Source organism: Pseudomonas yangonensis (assembly GCF_009932725.1).
Taxonomy (GTDB): Bacteria; Pseudomonadota; Gammaproteobacteria; order Pseudomonadales; family Pseudomonadaceae; genus Aquipseudomonas; species Aquipseudomonas yangonensis.
Map to the genome: position 1 here is coordinate 106,646 of NZ_BLJU01000015.1, position 22,605 is coordinate 129,250.

At 63.0% G+C, this 22,605-nt stretch carries 17 protein-coding genes; 7 read left to right on the top strand and 10 right to left on the bottom strand.

Features of this window, described 5'->3' with window-relative positions; genetic code table 11:
* Positions 1-64: 64 nt before the first annotated feature.
* The 7 genes from purU to GYB81_RS16430 all read right to left on the bottom strand — a co-directional run bounded on the left by purU (position 65) and on the right by GYB81_RS16430 (position 8,770).
* Positions 65-928 (bottom strand): formyltetrahydrofolate deformylase, encoded by an 864-nt coding sequence (gene purU / locus GYB81_RS16400; protein ID WP_161866038.1) that lies wholly within the window; start codon positions 926-928, stop codon positions 65-67.
* A 128-nt stretch (positions 929-1,056) separates the two neighbouring features.
* Entirely contained in the window at positions 1,057-1,686 is a 630-nt protein-coding gene (locus GYB81_RS16405; RefSeq protein ID WP_161866039.1) for a sarcosine oxidase subunit gamma, read from the bottom strand.
* On the bottom strand, positions 1,679-4,696 hold the full coding sequence (locus GYB81_RS16410) for a sarcosine oxidase subunit alpha (protein ID WP_161866040.1): 3,018 nt from the start codon (positions 4,694-4,696) through the stop codon (positions 1,679-1,681). The genes GYB81_RS16405 and GYB81_RS16410 overlap by 8 nt, the downstream gene beginning before the upstream one ends.
* Positions 4,693-5,019, bottom strand: coding sequence for a sarcosine oxidase subunit delta (locus tag GYB81_RS16415; protein ID WP_161866041.1), 327 nt, complete (start codon positions 5,017-5,019; stop codon positions 4,693-4,695). Before GYB81_RS16415 ends, GYB81_RS16410 begins: the two co-directional genes overlap by 4 nt.
* A 188-nt stretch (positions 5,020-5,207) precedes the next feature.
* Positions 5,208-6,458: a sarcosine oxidase subunit beta family protein gene (locus tag GYB81_RS16420; RefSeq protein WP_004373722.1), complete on the bottom strand. Its 1,251-nt coding sequence runs from the start codon at positions 6,456-6,458 to the stop codon at positions 5,208-5,210.
* Between the two features lie 66 nt (positions 6,459-6,524).
* Positions 6,525-7,778: a serine hydroxymethyltransferase gene (glyA, locus tag GYB81_RS16425; RefSeq protein ID WP_161866042.1), complete on the bottom strand. Its 1,254-nt coding sequence runs from the start codon at positions 7,776-7,778 to the stop codon at positions 6,525-6,527.
* A gap of 692 nt (positions 7,779-8,470) precedes the next feature.
* Positions 8,471-8,770 (bottom strand): hypothetical protein, encoded by a 300-nt coding sequence (locus GYB81_RS16430; RefSeq protein ID WP_161866043.1) that lies wholly within the window; start codon positions 8,768-8,770, stop codon positions 8,471-8,473.
* Between the two features lie 239 nt (positions 8,771-9,009).
* Between GYB81_RS16430 and GYB81_RS16435 the strand changes: the two genes are divergently transcribed.
* Entirely contained in the window at positions 9,010-10,050 is a 1,041-nt protein-coding gene (locus GYB81_RS16435) for a threonine aldolase family protein (protein WP_161866044.1), read from the top strand.
* 106 nt (positions 10,051-10,156) lie between these two features.
* Here the strand turns inward: GYB81_RS16435 and gbcB are convergent, their stop codons facing one another.
* A complete protein-coding gene (gene gbcB / locus GYB81_RS16440) occupies positions 10,157-11,263 on the bottom strand; it encodes a glycine betaine monooxygenase reductase subunit (RefSeq protein ID WP_161866045.1) in 1,107 nt (368 codons plus the stop codon).
* A 315-nt stretch (positions 11,264-11,578) separates the two neighbouring features.
* Between gbcB and gbca the strand changes: the two genes are divergently transcribed.
* On the top strand, positions 11,579-12,871 hold the full coding sequence (gene gbca, locus GYB81_RS16445) for a glycine betaine monooxygenase oxygenase subunit (protein ID WP_161866046.1): 1,293 nt from the start codon (positions 11,579-11,581) through the stop codon (positions 12,869-12,871).
* Positions 12,872-13,153: 282 nt separating this feature from the next.
* Here gbca and typA read toward each other — a convergent pair whose 3' ends face one another.
* Both typA and thiI read right to left on the bottom strand, forming a co-directional pair.
* On the bottom strand, positions 13,154-14,974 hold the full coding sequence (typA, locus tag GYB81_RS16450) for a translational GTPase TypA (RefSeq protein ID WP_161866047.1): 1,821 nt from the start codon (positions 14,972-14,974) through the stop codon (positions 13,154-13,156).
* A gap of 150 nt (positions 14,975-15,124) precedes the next feature.
* Complete coding sequence (thiI, locus tag GYB81_RS16455; RefSeq protein ID WP_161866048.1) at positions 15,125-16,579, bottom strand: tRNA uracil 4-sulfurtransferase ThiI; 1,455 nt, start codon at positions 16,577-16,579, stop codon at positions 15,125-15,127.
* 329 nt (positions 16,580-16,908) lie between these two features.
* Between thiI and glnA the strand changes: the two genes are divergently transcribed.
* The 5 genes from glnA (at position 16,909) to ntrC (ending at position 22,552) form a co-directional block, all read left to right on the top strand.
* The gene (gene glnA, locus GYB81_RS16460; RefSeq protein ID WP_013717510.1) at positions 16,909-18,315 is read left to right on the top strand and encodes a glutamate--ammonia ligase; all 1,407 of its coding nucleotides are present in this window, start codon (positions 16,909-16,911) and stop codon (positions 18,313-18,315) included.
* 276 nt (positions 18,316-18,591) lie between these two features.
* A complete protein-coding gene (locus GYB81_RS16465; protein ID WP_161866050.1) occupies positions 18,592-19,158 on the top strand; it encodes a DUF4124 domain-containing protein in 567 nt (188 codons plus the stop codon).
* Positions 19,159-19,160: 2 nt separating this feature from the next.
* On the top strand, positions 19,161-19,775 hold the full coding sequence (locus tag GYB81_RS16470) for a DUF4124 domain-containing protein (RefSeq protein WP_161866051.1): 615 nt from the start codon (positions 19,161-19,163) through the stop codon (positions 19,773-19,775).
* Between the two features lie 258 nt (positions 19,776-20,033).
* Positions 20,034-21,122, top strand: a complete 1,089-nt coding sequence (glnL, locus tag GYB81_RS16475; RefSeq protein ID WP_129482515.1) for a nitrogen regulation protein NR(II) — start codon at positions 20,034-20,036, stop codon at positions 21,120-21,122.
* On the top strand, positions 21,119-22,552 hold the full coding sequence (ntrC, locus tag GYB81_RS16480) for a nitrogen regulation protein NR(I) (protein WP_004373752.1): 1,434 nt from the start codon (positions 21,119-21,121) through the stop codon (positions 22,550-22,552). Before glnL ends, ntrC begins: the two co-directional genes overlap by 4 nt.
* Positions 22,553-22,605 lie beyond the last annotated feature (53 nt).

Genomic DNA, 22,605 nt, shown 5'->3' on the forward strand with positions numbered 1-22,605 from the left:
GGTGCGCTATGCGCACCGATTTCCTGCATTGATTGCTACGGCGGTGCCTGTCGCGGTACTGCGTTCAGGCGTTGAGCACCACCGTCCGGTTGGCATTGAGAAACACGCGGCGGTCGATGTGGTAACCGACTGCGCGCGCCAGAGTCAGACACTCGATGTCGCGGCCTTTGGCGATCAGGTCCTCGGGGTAGTGGGCGTGATCCACCGTCTCCACGCCCTGGGCGATGATCGGCCCCTCGTCGAGATGGTCATTGACATAGTGAGCGGTCGCGCCGACCAGCTTGACGCCTTTCTGGTACGCCTGGTGGTAGGGCTTGGCGCCCTTGAAACCGGGCAGCAGCGAGTGATGGATATTGATCGCCCGACCGTCCAGCTTGCGGCACAGGTCGGCGGACAGCACCTGCATGTAACGGGCGAGCACCACCAGCTCGGCGCCGGTGTCCTCTACCACCTGCATCACCCGGCGTTCCTGTGCGGGCTTGTCGTTGGGGTCGAGGGGGAAGTGGTGGTACGGAATGCCATGCCAGCTCGCCAGCGGTTCCAGATCCGGATGGTTGGACACCACCGCCACCACATCCATGGCCAGCTGGCCGATGCGTTGGCGATAGAGCAGATCGTTCAGGCAGTGATCGGCCTTGGAGACCATCAGCACCACCTTGGCGCGATACCCCGGCGGCGTCAGCTCGACCTGCATGCCGAAAGGCGCCAGACGCTCGGCCACTCCGGCGCGAAACGCCGCCTCGTCGAAACCTTCCGGCTGGCGGAACTCGACACGGATGAAGAAGCGCGAGGACAGCCGGTCGTCGAACGAATGGTGCTCGGTGACATAGCAGCGTTGCTCGAACAGAAAACGCGTCACCGCATCCACGGTACCGAGCACGCTCGGACAATGAGCGGTGAGAATCCAGGTGTCGGGGGTGCGGCTCATAATAGACTCCGAGACAAACTCCGTTGCTTTGCCCCCCTCTCCCATTTATGGGAGAGGGGCCGGGGGAGAGGGCTATCCGAATTAACGCAGTCTGCCCTTCCCCTCTCCCCGCAGGAAGCCGTTCGATATCAGGCCTCGACCGCCAACCCATACTCCGCGCTGGCATCCTGCAGCCACAGCCAGAAGTAGTCGGAGAAACTGCGGCGCACCAGCAGCTCCCAGGTGTCCTCGCCGGTGTGGCGAATCACCAGTTGGGACTTGGCGAACACCGTACCGACTGCCTTGCCCACCGGGAAGTTGCGCGGATGTACGTCGTAGCTGCTGGACTTCATCAGCAGTTCGCGCACCTTCGGACCACGCAGCTCGAGCAGGGTCTGCCCGCCGCTGACGTTGACCACCGAAATGTGCTGACCAGCCAGGGCGTCGCGCAGCTTGCGCTCGACCTCGAACTCGGTACCGCCAGGCACGATCAGCAGCCATTCATCCGGGCCCAGCCACTGCAGCGAAGTCTCGCCACTGGCCACCAGGCCTAGCGCGCCTGGCAGCTCCAGGCCCAGCGCCTTGTGCACGCCACCGGCGAAGTCGGCATCGTCGGCGTCGCCGCGCAGAACCAGATGGCCCAGCAGCTTCTTCTCGCGCAGGGTCACCCCGGCGCCCTTGCGGCCCTTGCCGACCAGCTCATGCAGGCCGGCGTGGTGCAGGGGCGATTGCCCGGCGACATCGTCGGGGCGTTGCTTGTAGACATTCACGTTAGACATTCTGGCGGTCCCCTTTCGGGTCATAGAACACGGGGCTGACGATTTCGGATTCGATCACGCTGCCATCGGCCAGCGGCGCGAACACGCGCTCGCCGATACGCGACAGGCCACCCCTGACCAGGGCCATGGCAAAGCTGTAGCCCATGGCCGCGCTCATGTAGCTGGAAGTGACGTGACCAACCATGGTCATCGGGATCGGCTGCTTGGGATCGAACACCAGCTGTGCGCCTTCCGGCAGGACCTTGTTCGGGTCCAGCGGCTTGAGGCCGATCAGCTGCTTGCGGTTTTCCTTCAGGCAGTCCTCGCGATTCATGCCGCGCCAGCCGATCCAGGAGAAGGGTTTGGTACGACCCACGCACCAGCCCATGCCCAGATCGTCCGGGGTGACCGAACCGTCGGTGTCCTGGCCAACGATGATGAAACCCTTCTCGGCACGCAGCACGTGCATGGTCTCGGTGCCGTAAGGCGTCAGGCCATGCTTCTTGCCGGCTTCCACGATCTTCTCCCACACGCCCAGAGCGTAGTCGGCCTGCACGTTGACTTCGTAGGAGAGCTCACCGGTGAAGGAGATGCGGAACACGCGAGCCGGTACACCACCGACCTTGCCTTCCTTCCAGGTCATGAAGGGGAAGGCATCCTTGTCCAGATCGATGTCGGTGACCTCGGCCAGCAGCTTGCGGCTGTTCGGGCCGGACAGGGTCATGGTCGCCCAGTGGTCGGTGACCGAGGTGAAGTACACCTTCAGCTCCGGCCATTCGGTCTGATGGTAGATCTCCAGCCATTCCATCACGCGGCCGGCGCCGCCGGTGGTGGTGGTCATGACGAAATGGTTGTCGGCCAGACAGGCGGTTACGCCGTCGTCGAAGACCATGCCGTCTTCCTTGCACATCAGGCCGTAGCGGGCCTTGCCCACGTCCAGCTTGGTCCAGGCGTTGGTGTAGACGCGGTTGAGGAACTCGCGCGCATCCGGGCCCTGGATGTCGATCTTGCCCAGGGTCGAAGCATCGAGGATGCCGACAGCATTGCGTACGGCCAGGCACTCGCGCGCCACAGCGGCATGCATGTCTTCACCGTTCTTGGGGAAGTACCAGGGGCGCTTCCACTGGCCGACGTCCTCGAACTCGGCGCCGTTTTCCAGATGCCATTTCTGCATGGCGGTGTAGCGCTTGGGCTCGAACAGCTCGCCGCAGTGACGGCCGGCGATCGCGCCGAAGGTCACCGGGGTGTAGTTCGGGCGGAACATCGTGGTGCCCATTTCGGCAATGCTGATGCCCAGCGACTTGGCGGCGATGGCCAGGCCGTTGATGTTGCCCAGCTTGCCCTGGTCGGTGCCGAAGCCCAGCGCGGTGTAGCGCTTGACGTGCTCGACCGACTCGAAGCCCTCGCGGGTGGCCAGCTCGATGCCGGCAGCGGTGACGTCGTTCTGCTGATCGACGAACTGCTTGGGCGCACGCGAGGTGCCCTTGTCGTGCGGCACCTGGAACAGCGCGACCGAGGCTTCCTCGATACGCTTCTCGGCCTTCGGCAGGCTGCCGGTCACGGCGTTGAAACCCACTTCGGCAGCTGCCTTGGCGCCGGCTTCGAAACCATCGGCCAGGGCGTCGCCCAGGCCGAACACGCCGTTGACCGCACCGGCACAGTGACGCTTCTGGAAGCCTTCACCCGGAACGAACGCCAGGATGTCTTCACGCCAGACAGGACGGCCGCCCAGGTGCGAAGCCAGGTGCACCACCGGGCTGTAACCGCCGGAGCTCACGATCAGATCGCAGTCGACCACTTCACCGGGGCTGGTGACCTTGTGCTTGGCCAGATCGATGGCGCAGATGCGCGCACCGGTCACACGCTTGCTGCCACGCGCCTCGACCACGGCACTGCCGGTGAGTACGCGCACACCGCGGCGACGCGCTTCTTCGACCCAGCTGCCACGCGGGTTGCTACGGGCGTCGGCCACGGCCACCACCTGGCGACCGGCGTCGAGCCAGTCCAGTACCACGCGGTAGGCGTAATCGTTGTTGGTCGACAGCACCAGCTTCTGGCCGGGCGCTACGCCGTAGCGACGTACGTAGGTCGACACGGCATCGGCCAGCATGTTGCCGGGCACGTCGTTGTTGGCGTAAACCAGCGGGCGCTCGTGGGCACCGGTGGCCAGCACCACGCGACCGGCACGCACACGGTGCATGCGCTGACGCGGCTGGCCCATCGGCGCGACTTCGCCGAGATGATCGGTGAGGCGCTGGTGGATGGTGAGGAAATTGTGGTCGTGGTAACCGTTGACCGTGGCACGCGGCAGCAGGGTCACTTCCGGCATCTTTTGCAGCTCGGCGATGGCCTTGACAGCCCAGTCAGCAGCCGGCTTGTCATCGAGCATCTCGCGGGTCGACAGCAGGCTGCCACCGAACTCTTCCTGTTCGTCGGCCAGGATTACCCGCGCACCACTGCGGCCGGCGGCCAGGGCTGCGGCCAGACCGGCAGGGCCGGCACCGACCACCAGCACGTCGCAGTGCTGGTTCAGATAGTCGTAGATATCCGGGTCGTTTTCCTTGGGCGAACGACCCAGGCCCGCGGCCTTACGAATGTACTTCTCGTAGGTCAGCCACAGGTTCTGCGGATACATGAAGGTCTTGTAGTAGAAACCGGGCGGCATCATGCCGCCGCCGACCTTGCCGAGAATGCCCATCAGGTCGGTGTTCACGCTCGGCCAGCCGTTGGTGCTGGTTGCGGTCAGGTTCGCGTACAGCGCCTGCTGGGTAGCACGCACGTTGGGGACCTGCGCCGCCTCGGTGGAGCCGATCTGCAGCACGGCATTGGGCTCTTCGGCACCCGCGGCAACGATGCCGCGCGGACGCGAATACTTGAAGCTGCGGCCGACCACGTCGACGCCGTTGGCCAGCAGCGCGGCGGCCAGGGTATCGCCGGCGTAACCCTGATAGGTCTGGCCGTTGAAGCTGAAGGTCAAGGGCTGACTGCGGTCGATGCGGCCACCCTGGGAAAGACGATTGACCTGGCTCATGCCGTTACTCCTTGGTCGACTGCCTTTTTCGCGGTGAGCGATGCCTCAGTCACGCTGGGGCGCTCGCCGATCTTGTAGGTTTCGAGAATTTCGTAGCTCACCGTGTGACGGGTGACGTTGAAGTACTGACGGCAGCCCGCCGCGTGAATCCACAGCTCGTGGTGGATGCCGCGCGGGTTGTCACGGAAGAACAGGTACTCGCCCCACTCCTCGTCAGTGCAGGCGTTCGGGTCCAGCGGGCGGGCGATGTGCGCCTGGCCGCCAGCGTGGAATTCTTCTTCGGAACGCAGTTCGCCACAGTGAGGGCAGAAGATGTGCAGCATGGTCGCTACCTCCGGTAAATCTTCAAACCCGCTCGGATGACCGCGCGGGGCAAGCTTGTCTCCCCTCTCCCGCGGGAGAGGGGTTGTGGGAAAGGGGCGGCGTTAGCGCACTGCCCTCTCCCGGCCCTCCGGGCCACCCTCTCCCATGAAGGGGAGAGGGGCATCAGCCGTCGCGCTACGCGCGACCCTTAGTGGGCCACACCGGCTGCGCCGTGCTCGTCGATCAGCGCACCGTTGTGGAAGCGCTCGATGGAGAACGCCTTGGCCAGCGGATGCATCTCGCCCTTGGCCAGGCTGGCCGCGAACACGTGACCCGAACCCGGCGTGGCCTTGAAGCCACCGGTACCCCAACCGCAGTTGAAGTACAGATTCTTCACCGGCGTCTTGGCGATGATCGGGCAGGCATCCGGCGTGGTGTCGACGATGCCACCCCACTGGCGGTTCATGCGCACGCGCGAAAGCACCGGGAACATCTCGACGATGGCCTGCAGGGTGTGTTCGATGGTCGGATAGGAGCCGCGCTGACCGTAGCCGTTGTAGCCGTCGATGCCGGCGCCGATGACCAGGTCGCCCTTGTCCGACTGGCTGATGTAGCCGTGTACGGCGTTGGACATGATCACCGTGTCGATGATCGGCTTGATCGGCTCGGAGACCAGCGCCTGCAGCGGGTGCGATTCCAGCGGCAGGCGGAAGCCGGCGAGCTTGGCCAGGTGCCCGGAGTTACCGGCGGCGACCACGCCGACGCGCTTGGCGCCGATGAAGCCCTTGCTGGTTTCCACGCCGATCACCGCGCCGTTTTCCTTGCGGAAACCGATCACTTCGGTCTGCTGGATCAGGTCGACGCCCAGGGCGTCAGCGGCGCGGGCAAAGCCCCAGGCCACCGCATCGTGACGGGCCACGCCGCCACGGCGCTGCAGCGAGGCGCCGAGAATCGGGTAACGGGTATTCTTCGAGCAATCCAGGTAGGGGATCATCTCCGCCACCTGCTTGGCGTCCACCACCTCGCCGTCGATACCGTTGAGGCGGTTGGCGCTGACACGACGTTCGATGTCACGCATGTCCTGCAGGGTGTGGCCGAGGTTGAACACGCCACGCTGAGAGAACATGACGTTGTAGTTCAGATCCTGCGACAGACCTTCCCACAGCTTCATCGCGTGCTCGTACAGGTGCGCCGACTCGTCCCACAGGTAGTTGGAACGCACGATGGTGGTGTTGCGCGCGGTGTTGCCACCACCCAGCCAGCCCTTCTCGACCACGGCGACGTTCTTCACGCCGAACTCCTTGGCCAGGTAGTAGGCCGTAGCCAGGCCGTGGCCGCCACCGCCGACGATGATCACATCGTAAACCGGCTTGGGCGTTGGGTTACGCCACATGCGCTGCCAGTTCTCATGATGGCTGAACGAGTGCTTGAACAGGCCGAAGCCGGAATAACGTTGCATGGGCATGCTCCAGGGTTCTACTGCCCTCTCGCGACTGCGCGAGAGGGGCCGAGAGAGAGGGTTGGCTTAGCGATAGACCGGATAATCCGCGCACAGCCCGGCGACCAGCTTGGCCACCTGCGCCTCGACATCGGCATCGCCGAGGTGGTCGAGGATGTCGCAGATCCAGCCAGCCAGCGTCTCGCACTGCGCGACCTTGAAGCCACGAGTGGTAACGGCCGGGGTACCGATGCGGATACCCGAGGTCACGAACGGCGATTGCGGGTCGTTCGGCACGGCGTTCTTGTTCACGGTGATGCCGGCGCGGCCCAGAGCAGCATCGGCCTCTTTACCGGTCAGACCCTGCTTGATCAGGCTGAGCAGGAACAGGTGATTGTCGGTACCACCGGAAACCACCTCGTAACCGCGCTGAACGAAGACCTTGGCCATGGCCTGAGCGTTGTCGATCACCTGCTGCTGATAAGCCTTGAACTCAGGCTCCATGGCTTCCTTGAAGCACACGGCCTTGGCCGCGATCACGTGCATCAGCGGGCCGCCCTGGGCGCCCGGGAACACGGCAGAGTTGAGTTTCTTCTCGATCTCTTCGTTGGCCTTGGCCAGGATCAGGCCGCCACGCGGACCGCGCAGGGTCTTGTGGGTGGTGGTGGTGACCACGTCGGCGAACGGGATCGGGTTGGGGTACAGGCCAGCAGCAACCAGACCCGCCACGTGCGCCATGTCGACGAACAGCAGCGCCCCGACCTTGTCGGCGATGGCGCGGAAGCGCGGGAAATCCAGGGTCTTGGAATAAGCGGAGAAGCCGGCGACGATCATCTTCGGCTTGTGCTCGACAGCCAGGCGCTCGACCTCGTCATAGTCGATCAGGCCGGTAGCAGGATCCAGGCCGTACTGCACGGCGTTATATAGCTTGCCCGAGGAGGACACCTTGGCGCCGTGGGTCAGGTGACCACCGTGAGCCAGGCTCATGCCGAGGATGGTGTCGCCGGCGTTGAGCAGCGCGAGGTAGACAGCGGAGTTGGCGGACGAGCCGGAGTGCGGCTGGACGTTGGCGAAGTCGGCGCCGAACAGCTGCTTGGCGCGGTCGATGGCCAGTTGCTCGACCTTGTCGACGTACTCGCAGCCACCGTAATAACGCTTGCCCGGATAACCTTCGGCGTACTTGTTGGTCAGGCCGCTGCCTTGCGCTTCCATCACACGCTGGCTGCAATAGTTTTCCGAGGCGATCAGCTCGATATGCTCTTCCTGACGGCGTTCTTCCTGATTGATCGCCGCGAGCAACTCGTCGTCGTAACCTTGAATCTGATCTTGCTTGCTGAACATCTCGACTCTCCTGCAGCGCCTTTGGGCGGCGGTCTTGGACTAACGGGCCGGCAAGGCCCTGTGGAGCGATGGTAGGGCCGGCCATGCCCCCCCAGATGCCTGCTAACGCCGTGAGAGCATTTGTTTGCGACATAGCCCTGTCGCAATCAGGCGAGTCGATATGAGCGCATCGCTTTGCGCACAAATCAGGTGGATCAGGCTGTGGATAAACCGTGCATACAGCGCGCAGACCCAGCTCGTGCGCGGGGCGCAGGACAACGGACATTTCCTGACCAATATCAATCAGTTAGCAAGAACAGGCATGCACAGAAACCGTGGACGAGCCTGTGGAAAAGCTGTCGATCGACGGCTGCGGGGTGCACCGGCTCTGAACCTGGCGCGAAAGGTCGATATCTGCACAGCGAAACAGCTCGCACGGCTTATCCACCAGCGACAGTTCAGGCGACGGAAATCGGCTGGGGATATGCACAGAAGTTGTGGATTAAAGTGTGCATAGGCTGTTCGACACGGGCGCAACGGCAGAGCTGCCGGGCCTCCCGAGAAGCGACTAAAAATCGAACAGGATCAACGAGTTATATTTGCCTTGTGCACAAATACTGGGGACGGGGTTGTGAACTGGCTGTGGAAACACGGCGCCAGGCCAGAGCCCATGGGGCTCCGGCCTGCATGCGCACTAATCGCTCAACACAGGATTAGGGCTTGAGCTTGCCGCTGCAGCTGCTGGATGCGTTCACCAGACGCTGCTGCATCGCAGTATCGGGAGGTGACTGGCGGGCCATCTCCTGCAGCTCGGCTTCACTGAACTCCTCACTGACCTTGGTCGCAGCGCAGTCGCAATAGGCTCGCAATTGGGGCTCCTCATATCCCGCCGGCGCGCCAGCGATGCACTGCTGAACGAACTCGGTCTTGGCGTTATCCGACCACTGGGCAGCGGAAACGGGCAGCGCCACAGCCAGCGGCAGGGCAAGGGCGAGCAGGTGACGATAAGTCATATGACACTCCTTCTCTTGATTGCGAAGGGCGGATCCAGTGCCGCCCTCTGCTAGGTGTGAACCCCAGGGCGAGCCTCAAGTTCCATCTCCAAGCCGAACGGCCGTTCGCGGACGGACCGGGCAGTACGCATCAGCGCAACAACTCGTCGCCGCCTCGGACGCCTGAAGCGGGGCCTTGAGAGTAAAGTTGATGCTTTGCCGGCAGACCTGCCGCCAGGCTCTTCAGAAGGAACGCACCCATGCCCGACAATGCCCAGCAATTCGCCAGTGACAATTACTCCGGCATCTGTCCCGAAGCCTGGGCCGCCATGGCCGAAGCCAACCAAGGCCATCAGCGCGCCTACGGCGATGACGAATGGACGGCACGCGCTGCCGATCATTTCCGCCGCCTGTTCGAGACCGATTGCGAAGTGTTCTTCGCTTTCAACGGCACCGCCGCCAACTCGCTGGCCCTGGCCTCGCTGTGCCAGAGCTATCACAGCGTGATCTGCTCGGAGACCGCGCACGTCGAGACCGACGAGTGCGGCGCGCCGGAATTCTTCTCCAACGGTTCCAAGCTGCTACTGGCCAAGACCGACAACGGCAAGCTGACGCCACAGGCGATCCGCGAGATCGCCCTCAAGCGCCAGGACATTCACTACCCGAAACCACGGGTAGTCACTCTCACCCAGGCCACCGAGGTCGGCACCGTGTATCGCCCGGAAGAAGTCCGCGCCATCAGCCAGGTCTGCAAGGAGCTGAAGCTCAACCTGCACATGGACGGCGCACGCTTCTCCAACGCCTGCGCCTTCCTCGGCTGCAGCCCGGCGGAGCTGACCTGGAAAGCCGGTGTCGACGTGCTGTGCTTCGGCGGCACCAAGAACGGCATGGCAGTGGGTGAGGCGATCATCTTCTTCAACAAGGCGCTGGCCGAAGACTTCGACTACCGCTGCAAGCAGGCCGGCCAGCTGGCCTCGAAGATGCGCTATCTGTCGGCGCCCTGGGTCGGCATCCTGCAGGATGACGCCTGGCTCAGGTATGCCAACCACGCCAACCGCTGCGCGCAGCTGCTGGCATCGCTGGTCGAAGACGTGCCAGGCGTCAGCCTGATGTTCCCGGTGGAAGCCAACGGCGTATTCCTGCAACTGTCGGAGCCGGCCATCGCCGCCCTCACCGCCCGCGGCTGGCGCTTCTATACCTTTATCGGCGCCGGTGGCGCGCGCTTCATGTGCTCGTGGGATACCGACGAAGCCCGCGTACGCCAGCTGGCCGCCGACATCCGCGAAGTGATGAGCGCCTGAAAACGACAGAAGCCCCACAAGTGGGGCTTCTGATTGTGCAGCAAATGAAATCCGGCAACGACGGGACTGGCAACCCGGATTGCAGCCGGACTCCACCTTGCGGCGATCAATAATCGATCGCCACGTCTCCTTTCGGCACGCTGCAGCACGACAGGATATAGCCTTCGGCCACGTCCTCGTCGGTGATGCCGCCGTTGTGCTCCATATCCACTTCGCCTGCCGTCTTCATCACCTTGCAGGTGCCGCAGATACCCATACCGCAGGCCTTGGGAATATGCAGGCCAAGCTTGGCAGCGGCGGCATGCACGGTTTCGCCGGGGGCGACCCGAATGCTCTTGCCGGTGCTGGTGAACTCGACCTGATGCAGATCGCCGACCGGCACCTCCGGGGCCTCGGCGGCCTCGGCAGCCAGCTCCTTGACCTCGGCACGAATCTCCGGCGGCGTCGGGCCGAAGGCTTCTTCGTGGTAACGACTCATGTCGTAGCCGGCCACTTCCAGCAGGCGCTTGACCGCACTCATGTAGGGCGTCGGGCCGCAGCAGAAGATTTCCCGCTCGAGGAAGTCCGGCGCCATCAGCTCCAGCATCGGCTTGTTCAGGTAACCGCGATATCCGGCCCAGGACTCGCCCAGGCCGTGCTTCTCACAAATCACGTGCAGGCTGAAGTTGTTGATGCGCGCCGCCATATGCTCCAGCTCGCGCTGGTAAATGATGTCCTTGGGCGAGCGCGCACTGTGCACGAAGACCATGTCGACGTTGGCATTGGTGTCATAGAACCAGCGCGCCATCGACATCACCGGCGTGATGCCGACGCCGCCCGACAGGAAAAGCACCTTGTCGGACGGGAAATCGATGGCGTTGAACAGCCCTACCGGACCATGCACCGGCACCTCGTCGCCTTCCTTGAGGTTGTCGTGCAGCCAGTTCGACACCTTGCCACCCGGCACGCGCTTGATGGTGATGGAGAAGCTGTAAGGCACCGAAGGCGAGCTGGAGATGGTGTAGGAACGCATGATCGGCTGACCGTCGATCTCCAGCTCCAGGGTGACGAACTGTCCAGGCTTGAAGAAGAACAGCACGGGCTGGTCGGCCATGAAACAGAAGGTGCGGACATCCCAGGTTTCCTGGATGACCTTGACGCAGCGCACCAAGTGGCGGCCATTGGTCCAGGTCTGCGTGGTAACCGGGTTGAGGAAGGAGTTAGTGGTGGTCATGAACAGCTCTCCACACGGCCGGATATCGGCTCATATGGGGCGGATTGTGCGAAAGGCTGAGTGCCGTCATTTATCTAACAGCGACATCCGCATACTTATCGCGACCTGCCCCAATACACGGGGCTTGGCGCGTCGGAAACAAATCCGGCCATGTCGTCCATGGATAAGGATTCACCTTTGCCCGGATCCACACTCCGCCTCACCAAGCATGCATGCCCCTAGCAGGCAGCAGCGGTCTCTCAACACCTTGCGGCACATACCGTATCAGCCACTATTTCCGGCAGGTGCAAGGCACCGGCCAATTGAGGAGTCATCATGGACTGCACCCAAAACCTGAGCCTGGGCGACCCACTGGAGCCCGTCCGCAAGGCCACTGCCCAGATGCTGCACGAGCGCGACCACACCTTCTCGCTGCCGCAGCCCTTCTATAACGACGAGCGCCTGTTCCAGGTCGACATGCAGGAAATCTTCCTCAAGGAATGGCTCATCGCCGGCATGACTTGCGAGATTCCGGCCAAAGGCAACTTCATCACCCAGCAGATCGGTGACAACCCGGTCGTCATCATCCGCGGCAACGACAACCAGATCCACGCCTTCCACAACGTCTGCCGTCACCGCGGCTCGCGCCTGTGCGTAACTGACAAGGGCAAGGTGGCCAAGCTGGTCTGCCCGTACCACCAGTGGACCTACGAGCTGGACGGCCGCCTGCTGTTCGCCGGCACCGAGATGGGTCAGGACTTCAAACTGTCCGACTACAACCTCAAGCCGGTTGCCTGCAAAACCGCTGGCGGCTTCATCTTCATCTCGCTGGCGGAGAACCCGCCTGCCATCGACGAGTTCCTGGCCACCCTGGCCCACTACATGGAACCGTACGATATGGAAAACACCAAGGTTGCCGTGCAGAGCGTCATGCGCGAGCAGGCCAACTGGAAACTGGTGCTGGAGAACAACCGCGAGTGCTACCACTGCAACGGTTCGCACCCGGAGTTGCTCAACACCCTGCTGGAATGGGACGACGTCACCGACCCGCGCGCCAGCCAGGCGTTCAAGGACCAGGTCGCCGAGTGCACCACCCGCTGGGACAAGGACAACATTCCCTACGCCCACGCCAGCTTCGGCCTGCGCAACCGTATCGTGCGCATGCCGCTGCTCAAGGGCACCGTATCCATGACCATGGACGGCAAGCAGGGCTGCAAGAAGCTGATGGGCCGCATCACCGACCCGGACCTGGGCTCGATGCGCATTCTGCACCTGCCGCACTCGTGGAACCACTGCATGGGTGACCACATGATCAACTTCACCGTGTGGCCGATCAGCGCCCAGGAGTCGATCGTCATCACCAAGTGGCTGGTACACAAGGATGCCGTGGAAGGCGTCGACTACGACGTAGCGCGCCTGCGCGAAGTCTGGGATGCCACCAACGACCAGGACCGCCGCCTGGGCGAGGAAAACCAGCGCGGTATCAACTCCACCGCCTACCAGCCCGGCCCGTACTCCAAGACCTACGAGTTCGGCGTGATCAACTTCCTCGACTGGTACAGCGAGCGCATGCTCAACAACCTCGACGATACTCCTGCGCAGAACCTGCGTCAGGTCGCGGGCGAGTGATGACGCTCAGCCTGCTACTGTTGATCGGGCTCACAGCCTACGGGCTGCTGGCCTGTCGACCGAACGCAGGCTAAGGCAAATCAAGAAACCCCGGCTCCGCAAGGAGACCGGGGTTTTCTTTTGCCGCCCTGCTCCGCTCAGGCGGCATGGAGCCGAAATGGCCGGAAGCAACGTCTGACGTTAGCGCGCGACACCCCCTAGAGCTGCACCCAGATATGACAGACCATGAAAAAGCCCCGCCAGATCGCTCTGGCGGGGCTTTTCATTTCAGCCTGAAAAGACTCAGACCTTGGCGCGTTCGAAGCGCTTGCGGTCGTTCTCGTTCAGGTACTTCTTGCGCAGACGGATCGACTTCGGCGTGACTTCCACCAGCTCGTCGTCGGCGATGAATTCCAGCGCCTGCTCCAGGGTGAACTTGATCGGCGGCACCAGGGCGATGACTTCGTCCTTGCCGGAAGCACGCATGTTGTCGAGTTTCTTGCCCTTGGTGGGGTTGATCACCAGGTCGTTGTCACGGCTGTTGATACCGCACAGCTGGCCTTCGTAGATTTCCTGACCCGGCTCGAGGAACAACTTGCCGCGCGCCTGCAGGGTTTCCAGCGAGTAGGTCAGCGCGGTGCCGGTGGCCATGGAGACCAGAACGCCGTTCTGACGGTTGGTGACTTCGCCCGCCTTGATCGCGCCGTAATGGCTGAAGGTCGAGGTCAGGATGCCGCTGCCCGAGGTCAGGGTCAGGAAGTTGTTACGGAAGCCGATCAGGCCGCGCGCCGGGATGGTGTATTCCAGGCGGATACGGCCCTTGCCATCGGGAACCATGTTGGTCAGATCGCCCTTGCGCAGGCCCATCTGTTCCATCACCGAACCCTGGTGCTGTTCTTCGATGTCGATGGTGACGTTCTCGTACGGCTCCTGCTTCTCGCCGGCTTCGTTCTCGATGATCACCACTTCAGGACGGCCGACGGCCAGCTCGAAGCCTTCGCGACGCATGGTTTCGATCAGCACCGACAAGTGCAGTTCGCCACGGCCGGAGACCTTGAACTTCTCCGGGGTCTCGCCCGGCTCGACGCGCAGGGCGACGTTGTGCAGCAGTTCCTTCTCCAGGCGATCCTTGATGTTGCGGCTGGTGACGAACTTGCCTTCCTTGCCGGCGAACGGCGAGTCGTTGACCTGGAAGGTCATGCTCACGGTCGGCTGGTCGACGGTCAGCGGCGGCAGGGCCTCGACGTTGTTCTGATCGCACAGGGTGTCGGAGATGAACAGCTCGTCCATGCCCGATACACAGACGATGTCACCGGCAGTGGCTTCCTGCACTTCGACGCGCTGCAGGCCGGAGTGGCCCATGATCTTCAGGATACGGCCGTTGCGACGCTTGCCGTCGGCACCGATGGCGGTCACCGGGCTGTTGGCCTTGATGGTGCCGCGGGCGATGCGACCGATGCCGATCACGCCGAGGAAGCTGTTGTAGTCCAGCTGCGAGATCTGCATCTGGAACGGACCGTTGACGTCGACGACCGGAGCCGGAACGTGGTCGACGATGGCCTGGAACAGCGCGTCCATGTTGTCGTCCATCTTCTCGTGGTCCATGCCGGCGATGCCGTTCAGGGCCGAGGCGTAGACGATCGGGAAGTCCAGCTGCTCGTCGGTGGCACCGAGGTTGTCGAACAGGTCGAAGATCTGGTCGATGACCCAGTCAGGGCGCGCACCCGGACGGTCGATCTTGTTCACCACGACGATCGGACGCAGGCCGGCCTTGAACGCCTTCTGGGTCACGAAGCGGGTTTGCGGCATCGGGCCGTCCTGAGCGTCGACTACCAGCAATACGGAGTCGACCATGCTCATCACACGCTCCACTTCACCGCCGAAGTCGGCGTGTCCGGGAGTGTCGACGATGTTGATGTTGTAGTCGCCCCACTTCAGCGCAGTGTTCTTGGCCAGAATGGTAATGCCGCGCTCTTTCTCCTGGTCGTTGGAGTCCATGACGCGCTCGTTTTCCGCCTCTTTGCGGTCGAGGGTGCCGGACAGACGCAGCAGTTTGTCGACGAGGGTGGTTTTGCCATGGTCGACGTGGGCGATGATGGCGATGTTGCGCAGATTTTCGATCACTGTGTGTATCTCGATCAGAGGATTCGGTGTGTCGCCCAGCCTGGACGACGAATATGAACAAAACTGTTTCAGCGAACCAGACAGGGCATCGCTTGAAGCGCTGGGTCGGGAGGGCGATGGCGGATACTCCCGCCATTCAACCCCGGCGTCCTATGCCGGACGATAAACGCGCACATTGGCATGCCCCTCGCTCAGCAGGTGATGGGCATGCAGGCGGCTCATGACGCCCTTGTCGCAATACAGCAGGTACTGGCGGTTCTCATCCAGTTCCTTGAATTTGTTGTTCAGCGCATAGAACGGCAGCGCCTGCACCTCGACGCCTGGCACGTCCAGCGGCTCGTCTTCGGCATCATCGGGATGGCGGATGTCGATGACGATCTGCCCGGCCAGCGCCTCACGCACCTCCTCGACCTGCACGTCCTTGCCCAGCTCGTCGATCACGCGGTCGATGGGCAGTTGGGTGGCACGTTCCAGAGCACGATCGAGGATGGCCATGTCGAACTGCGCCTCCTCCTTCTCGACGCGGTAACCGCGCGCCTTGGTGGTCGGGTTGACCGAGATAACGCCACAGTACTCGGGCATGTTCTTGGCGAACTCGGCGGTGCCGATCTGCGTGGCGGTGTCGATGATGTCCTGCTTGTGGCTGGCGATCAGCGGACGCATCACCAGCATGTCGGTCGCCGAATCGATCACCGCCAGGTTGGTCAGGGTCTGGCTCGACACCTGGCTGATCGCCTCCCCGGTGACCAGCGCCTCGATCTGCAGCTTCTCGGCAACACGACTGGCGGCGCGCAGCATCATGCGCTTGAGGATGACGCCCATCTGGCTGTTGTCGACCTTGCCGAGAATCTCGCCGACCACTTCTTCGAACGGCACGCTGACGAACAGCACGCGCTGCGAGCGGCCGAACTTCTGCCAGATGTAGTGCGCCACTTCCATCACGCCCAATTCATGGGCACGCCCCCCCAGATTGAAGAAGCAGAAGTGGCTGACCAGACCGCGACGCATCATCTGATAGGCCGCGACGGTGGAGTCGAAACCGCCGCTCATCAGTACCAGAGTCTGCTCCAGCGAGCCCAGCGGGTAGCCGCCGAGGCCTTCGTGACGGTTGTGCACCACGAAGAGGCGCTGGTCACGAATTTCCATGCGCACTTCGACTTCCGGCTTCTTCAGGTCGATGCCGGCTGCACCGCACTCCTGGCGCAGGCGCGAACCGACATGACGCTCGACATCGATGGAGCTGAACACGTGCTTGCCGCCGCGCTTGCAGCGTACAGCGAAGATCTTGCCCGGCAGCTGGTCGGCGTAGTGGCGCTTGCAATGCTCGGTGATCTCGTCCAGATCGCCCAGCGGGTATTCGTTGACTTCGAGGAACAGGCCGATGCCCGGTGTGTTGCGCAGGCGTTCGGTCATCTCGCTGAGCAGGCGCGGATCGTCCAGGTCGGTCTCGACCTCCAGGTTGTCCCAGACACCCGTGACCCGCAGCTCGGGGTCAAGGTCACGCAGCACGGAGCGAATGTTCTTCCCCAACTGGCGAATGAACTGCTTGCGCACCGGGCGACTCTTGATGGTGATTTCCGGGAAAACTTTGACGATCAGCTTCATGAATAGGCCGCCCACCTGGGGGACGAAAAAACAGGGGCGCGGATTATAGCGGAAATTGTTCAAGCTTTGACCAAAAATACTGCAGCACCGAGACAGCGCACCAAAATAGGTCTTCACGAGAAATTGCAGCTCTAAAATGGTGCAAATATCTGCACGAGATCAGCGTGCAGCCGGCGCAGTGCCTGAGTTTCGCGGTCTCTGCCCATTAAAGGGCACTGGCATGCAATTTGCTCCCTTGTGAGGCAGGTCGCCCTGAAGGACTATCCCGCCGGGCTTCACCGCACATATCGGGGCTCCACGAAGCGAGCCTTTTCCATCTGGAGGACAACATGTCTAAGGCTGTTCAACTGATCAAAGAACACGACGTGAAGTGGGTAGACCTGCGCTTCACCGACACCAAAGGCAAGCAGCACCACGTGACCATGCCGGCCCGTGACGCCCTGGACGAGGACTTCTTCGAGCACGGCAAGATGTTCGATGGCTCGTCCATCCATGGCTGGAAAGGCATCGAAGCCTCCGACATGATCCTGATGCCGGTCGACGAAACCTCCGTGCTGGACCCGTTCACCGAAGAGCCGACCCTGATCATCGTTTGCGACATCATCGAGCCGAGCACCATGCAGGGCTACGATCGTGACCCGCGCTCCATCGCCAAGCGTGCCGAAGAGTTCCTGAAAACCACCGGCATCGGTGACACCGTATTCGTAGGCCCGGAGCCCGAGTTCTTCATCTTCGACGAAGTGAAGTTCAAGTCCGACATCTCCGGCTCGATGTTCAAGATCTACTCCGAGCAAGGCTCCTGGATGACCGACCAGGACGTGGAAGGCGGCAACAAGGGCCACCGTCCGGCCGTCAAAGGCGGTTACTTCCCGGTTCCGCCGTGCGACCACGACCACGAAATCCGTACTGCCATGTGTAATGCCATGGAAGAAATGGGCCTGGTCGTCGAAGTGCACCACCACGAAGTGGCCACTGCCGGCCAGAACGAAATCGGCGTGAAGTTCAACACCCTGGTTGCCAAGGCTGACGAAGTTCAGACCCTGAAGTACTGCGTGCACAACGTGGCCGACGCCTACGGCAAGACCGCTACCTTCATGCCCAAGCCCCTGTACGGCGACAACGGTTCGGGCATGCATGTGCATATGTCGATTTCCAAGGACGGCAAGAACACCTTCGCAGGCGAAGGCTATGCCGGTCTGTCCGAGACCGCTCTGTACTTCATCGGCGGCATCATCAAGCACGGTAAGGCCCTGAACGGCTTCACCAACCCGTCGACCAACTCCTACAAGCGTCTGGTTCCGGGCTTCGAAGCTCCGGTCATGCTGGCCTACTCGGCTCGCAACCGCAGCGCCTCGATCCGTATCCCGTACGTTTCCAGCCCGAAAGCCCGCCGTATCGAAGCGCGCTTCCCGGACCCGGCTGCCAACCCGTACCTGTGCTTCGCTGCACTGCTGATGGCCGGTCTGGACGGCATCCAGAACAAGATCCACCCGGGCGATGCCGCCGACAAGAACCTGTACGATCTGCCGCCGGAAGAAGGCAAGCTGATCCCGCAGGTGTGCGGCAGCCTGAAAGAAGCCCTGGAAGAGCTGGACAAGGGCCGCGCATTCCTGACCAAGGGCGGCGTGTTCTCCGACGACTTCATCGATGCCTACATCGAGCTGAAGAGCGAAGAAGAAATCAAGGTACGTACCTTCGTACACCCGCTGGAATACGACCTGTACTACAGCGTTTAAACCAGATTCGCGCCGCCCTCGTGCGGCGCGCTTCAAGAGCCCTGCCCGGCCCTGCCTGGCGGGGCTTTTTTATGGGCAGGCAACAACACCATGCCCTGTAGGAGCGAGCTCTGCTCGCGAAGCTCTTCAGGTCGCCAGGTTCGCGAGCAGAGCTCGCTCCGACGGCAGATCCGATTCCACTTTTTGTAGCCAAACGTCACAGCCATGGCGCCCTGCGCTTGCCAGGAACCGATAGCAGTGCAAGGCTTAGCGCATCACCCGAGGAGGGATCGGCCCATGCGCCCATTACTCGCCTGCCTGTTGCTTGCCCTGGCCCTGCCGGCCAGTGCGCAGATTTACAAGTACACCGATGCCAACGGCAATACCGTCTTCACCAATCAGCCGCCGGACGGCACGGCTGCCGAGAGTGTCGAGTTGCCGCCAACCAACACGGTGGAGATGCAGACGCCCAGCATGCCGCCGGCCGAAGACGATACTTCGGCGCAGAGCGAAGCGCCCTATGCCGAGCTGAGCCTGACCGGCATCCCGGATGATGAGGCCATGCGCGCCAACAACGGCACCTTCATCGTTGGCGTGAACATTAAGCCGCGCCTGCAGCCCGGTCACCGTCTGCGCCTGATTCTCGATGGCGAGCCCTACGGCCAGGCCAGCAACGTTCCGAGCCTGCAACTGACCAATATCGACCGTGGCGAGCACGCACTGGCCGTGGCCGTGATGGCCGGCGACCGAATCGTCCAGCAGAGCGCCACCGAAACCTTTACCGTACAGCGCATCAGCCTGAACAGTCCGGCGCGCCAGACCCCACCACCGCCTCCACGCCCTAAGCCGAAGCCTGCCAATTGACTATGCGATTTCCGCTCATCCTGCTTCTGCTCGCCGCACCGCTCGCTTTCGGTCAGGTCTACACCTACATCGACGCCGACGGTAACCGCGTATTCACCGACAAGCCACGCAGCAGCAATGCCGAACGGGTGATGCTGGCGCCTGCCAACAGCGTGGAGCTGAGCCAGCCCAAGCCCACGGTGCGCATGGCCCCACCCGCGGTTACCAAGCCCACGGTGCACTACCAGGTGCTGCGCATTCTCGTGCCGGAGCCGGACGCCTCGATCCACAACGGCTCGGGGGATATGATCGTGACCCTCAACAGTGAGCCGGGCCTGCTGCCCGGCCACAGCTACCGTCTGCTGCTCGATGGCGAACCTCAGGGCGAAATCAGCCGCAGCCCGGTGTTTTCCCTGCGGCACGTCGACCGCGGCACGCACCAACTGGTGGCAGAGATCATCGACTCTGCCGGCCTCATCGTCGAGCGCACGCCGGCGCAGCCCTTTCACATGCACCGCATGAGCCTGGCGCAGAAGCGCAAGGTGAACCCGTGCAAGAAGGATGAATACGGTGTACGTCCCGAGTGCCCCCTGAAAGACAAGCCCAAGGAAGAGGTCAGCATCCTGCCCTTCTTCTGAGCCAGCTCGCACCTTTATGGTGCAATCATGCACACCACCTCCTAAGCTCTCCCTGTTTTGGGTCGCTTCCCCTGCCCAGCGGCGTCGCCTCGGCTGCGCCTGCCTGCGAACGCCCCAAAAGCAGCCGGGAGCGACGTCTGAGCCGGCTGGCGAGCGCCAAAGACGGGCCGCCAGCAAGGGCGGGCAAAAAAAATGCGTCTTTTCGGGGCCTTGGTTTGCTTCTTGCATTTTCCTGCCCATTGCCGGAACGCACTGCCTATGACCATCAACGACGCGCTGCACCGACTGCTACTCGACAACCTGACCACCGCCACCCTGCTGCTCGATAGCCAGCTGTGCCTTGAGTACATGAACCCGGCGGCGGAAATGCTCCTGGCCGTCAGTGGCCAGCGCAGCCATGGCCAGTTCATCAGCGACCTGTTCACCGAATCGCCCGAGGCGCTGTCGTCGCTGCGCCAGGCGGTGGAGCAGGCGCATCCGTTCAACAAGCGTGAAGCCGTGCTGACCTCGGTCACCGGCCAGACACTGACCGTGGACTATGCGGTGACGCCACTGTTCAGCAAGGGCGAGACCCTGCTGCTGCTGGAAGTGCACCCGCGCGACCGCCTGCTGCGCATCACCAAGGAAGAGGCGCAGCTGTCCAAGCAGGAAACCACCAAACTGCTGGTGCGCGGCCTGGCCCACGAGATCAAGAACCCGCTCGGCGGCATTCGTGGCGCGGCCCAGCTGCTGTCGCGCGAACTGCCCAACGAAGAGCTCAAGGACTACACCAACGTCATCATCGAGGAGGCCGACCGCCTGCGTAACCTGGTCGACCGCATGCTCGGCTCGAACAAGCTGCCGTCGCTGGCGATGACCAACGTGCACGAAGTGCTCGAACGGGTCGCCAACCTGATCGAGGCGGAAGCCCAAGGCAGCATCACGTTGGTGCGCGACTATGACCCGAGCATCCCGGACCTGCTGATCGACCGCGAGCAGATGATCCAGGCCGTGCTCAACATCGTGCGCAACGCCATGCAGGCCATCGCCGGGCAGAAGCACGACATGGGGCTGGGGCGCATCAGCCTGCGCACCCGCACCCTGCGCCAGTTCACCATCGGCCACACGCGCCACCGCCTGGTGGTCAAGGTGGAGATCATCGACAACGGCCCCGGCATTCCGCCGGAACTGCAGGAAACCATCTTCTATCCCATGGTCAGCGGGCGTGCCGACGGCACCGGCCTGGGCCTGGCCATCACCCAGAACATCATCAGTCAGCATCAGGGCCTGATCGAGTGCGAGAGCCACCCCGGCCACACCGTATTCTCGATCTTCCTGCCACTGGAACAAGGAGCGACCACGCCATGAGCCGCAGTGAAACCGTCTGGATTGTCGACGACGATCGTTCCATCCGCTGGGTACTGGAAAAGGCCCTGCAACAGGAAGGCATGACCACCCAGAGTTTCGACAGCGCCGACGGTGTACTCGCCCGCCTGACCCGCCAGCAGCCGGACGTGATCATCTCCGACATTCGCATGCCCGGCGCCAGCGGCCTCGACCTGCTGGCCCGCATCCGCGAGCTGTACCCGCGCCTGCCGGTGATCATCATGACCGCGCATTCGGACCTGGACAGCGCGGTGGCCAGCTACCAGGGCGGCGCCTTCGAATATCTGCCCAAGCCGTTCGACGTCGACGAGGCGGTATCGCTGGTCAAACGCGCCTTCCAGCATGCCCAGGAACAGCAGAGCCTGGCCGCCCCCGCCGCGCAGGCACGTACGCCGGAAATCATCGGCGAGGCACCGGCGATGCAGGAGGTGTTCCGCGCCATCGGCCGCCTGTCGCACTCCAATATCACCGTGCTGATCAACGGCGAATCCGGGACCGGCAAGGAGCTGGTGGCCCATGCCCTGCACCGCCACAGCCCGCGCGCAGCCGCGCCCTTCATCGCCCTGAACATGGCGGCGATACCCAAGGATCTGATGGAATCCGAACTATTCGGCCACGAGAAAGGCGCCTTCACCGGCGCGGCCAACCAGCGCCGCGGTCGATTCGAGCAGGCCGATGGCGGCACCCTGTTCCTCGACGAGATCGGCGACATGCCGGCCGACACCCAGACGCGCCTGCTGCGCGTGCTGGCCGATGGCGAGTTCTACCGCGTCGGCGGCCACACCCCGGTGAAGGTGGACGTGCGCATCATCGCCGCCACCCACCAGAACCTGGAAACTCTGGTGCAGGCCGGTAAGTTCCGCGAAGACCTGTTCCACCGCCTCAACGTCATCCGCATCCACATTCCGCGCCTGGCCGACCGCCGCGAGGACATCCCCACCCTGGCCAACCACTTCCTCGCCCGCGCCGCCCAGGAACTGGCGGTGGAACCGAAGCTGCTCAAGAGCGAGACCGAGGATTACCTCAAGCACCTGCCCTGGCCGGGCAACGTGCGCCAGCTGGAGAACACCTGCCGCTGGATCACCGTAATGGCCTCGGGGCGCGAAGTGCATGTCGACGACCTGCCCCCGGAGCTGCTGACCCAGCCGCAGGACGCCGCACCGGTGACCAACTGGGAACAGGCGCTGCGCCTGTGGGCCGATCAGGCCCTGGCACGCGGCCAGTCCAACCTGCTCGATACCGCCGTGCCGGCCTTCGAGCGCATCATGATCGAGACCGCCCTCAAGCACACCGCCGGCCGCCGCCGCGACGCCGCCCTGCTGCTGGGCTGGGGCCGCAACACCCTGACGCGCAAGATCAAGGAGCTGGGCATGAAGGTCGACGGCGCGGACGACGACGACAGCGACGACTGATCCCGCCAGCAGCAACGAAAAGGGCATCCCGCGGGATGCCCTTTTCATTCCCC

Excerpts from the sequence above, each read along its gene's own strand:
- purU (WP_161866038.1), bottom strand. The coding sequence starts at position 928 with ATGAGCCGCACCCCCGACACCTGGATTCTCACCGCTCATTGTCCGAGC.
- GYB81_RS16405 (WP_161866039.1), bottom strand. The coding sequence starts at position 1,686 with ATGTCTAACGTGAATGTCTACAAGCAACGCCCCGACGATGTCGCCGGG.
- GYB81_RS16410 (WP_161866040.1), bottom strand. The coding sequence starts at position 4,696 with ATGAGCCAGGTCAATCGTCTTTCCCAGGGTGGCCGCATCGACCGCAGT.
- GYB81_RS16415 (WP_161866041.1), bottom strand. The coding sequence starts at position 5,019 with ATGCTGCACATCTTCTGCCCTCACTGTGGCGAACTGCGTTCCGAAGAA.
- GYB81_RS16420 (WP_004373722.1), bottom strand. The coding sequence starts at position 6,458 with ATGCAACGTTATTCCGGCTTCGGCCTGTTCAAGCACTCGTTCAGCCAT.
- glyA (WP_161866042.1), bottom strand. The coding sequence starts at position 7,778 with ATGTTCAGCAAGCAAGATCAGATTCAAGGTTACGACGACGAGTTGCTC.
- GYB81_RS16430 (WP_161866043.1), bottom strand. The coding sequence starts at position 8,770 with ATGACTTATCGTCACCTGCTCGCCCTTGCCCTGCCGCTGGCTGTGGCG.
- GYB81_RS16435 (WP_161866044.1), top strand. The coding sequence starts at position 9,010 with ATGCCCGACAATGCCCAGCAATTCGCCAGTGACAATTACTCCGGCATC.
- gbcB (WP_161866045.1), bottom strand. The coding sequence starts at position 11,263 with ATGACCACCACTAACTCCTTCCTCAACCCGGTTACCACGCAGACCTGG.
- gbca (WP_161866046.1), top strand. The coding sequence starts at position 11,579 with ATGGACTGCACCCAAAACCTGAGCCTGGGCGACCCACTGGAGCCCGTC.
- thiI (WP_161866048.1), bottom strand. The coding sequence starts at position 16,579 with ATGAAGCTGATCGTCAAAGTTTTCCCGGAAATCACCATCAAGAGTCGC.
- glnA (WP_013717510.1), top strand. The coding sequence starts at position 16,909 with ATGTCTAAGGCTGTTCAACTGATCAAAGAACACGACGTGAAGTGGGTA.
- GYB81_RS16465 (WP_161866050.1), top strand. The coding sequence starts at position 18,592 with ATGCGCCCATTACTCGCCTGCCTGTTGCTTGCCCTGGCCCTGCCGGCC.
- GYB81_RS16470 (WP_161866051.1), top strand. The coding sequence starts at position 19,161 with ATGCGATTTCCGCTCATCCTGCTTCTGCTCGCCGCACCGCTCGCTTTC.
- glnL (WP_129482515.1), top strand. The coding sequence starts at position 20,034 with ATGACCATCAACGACGCGCTGCACCGACTGCTACTCGACAACCTGACC.
- ntrC (WP_004373752.1), top strand. The coding sequence starts at position 21,119 with ATGAGCCGCAGTGAAACCGTCTGGATTGTCGACGACGATCGTTCCATC.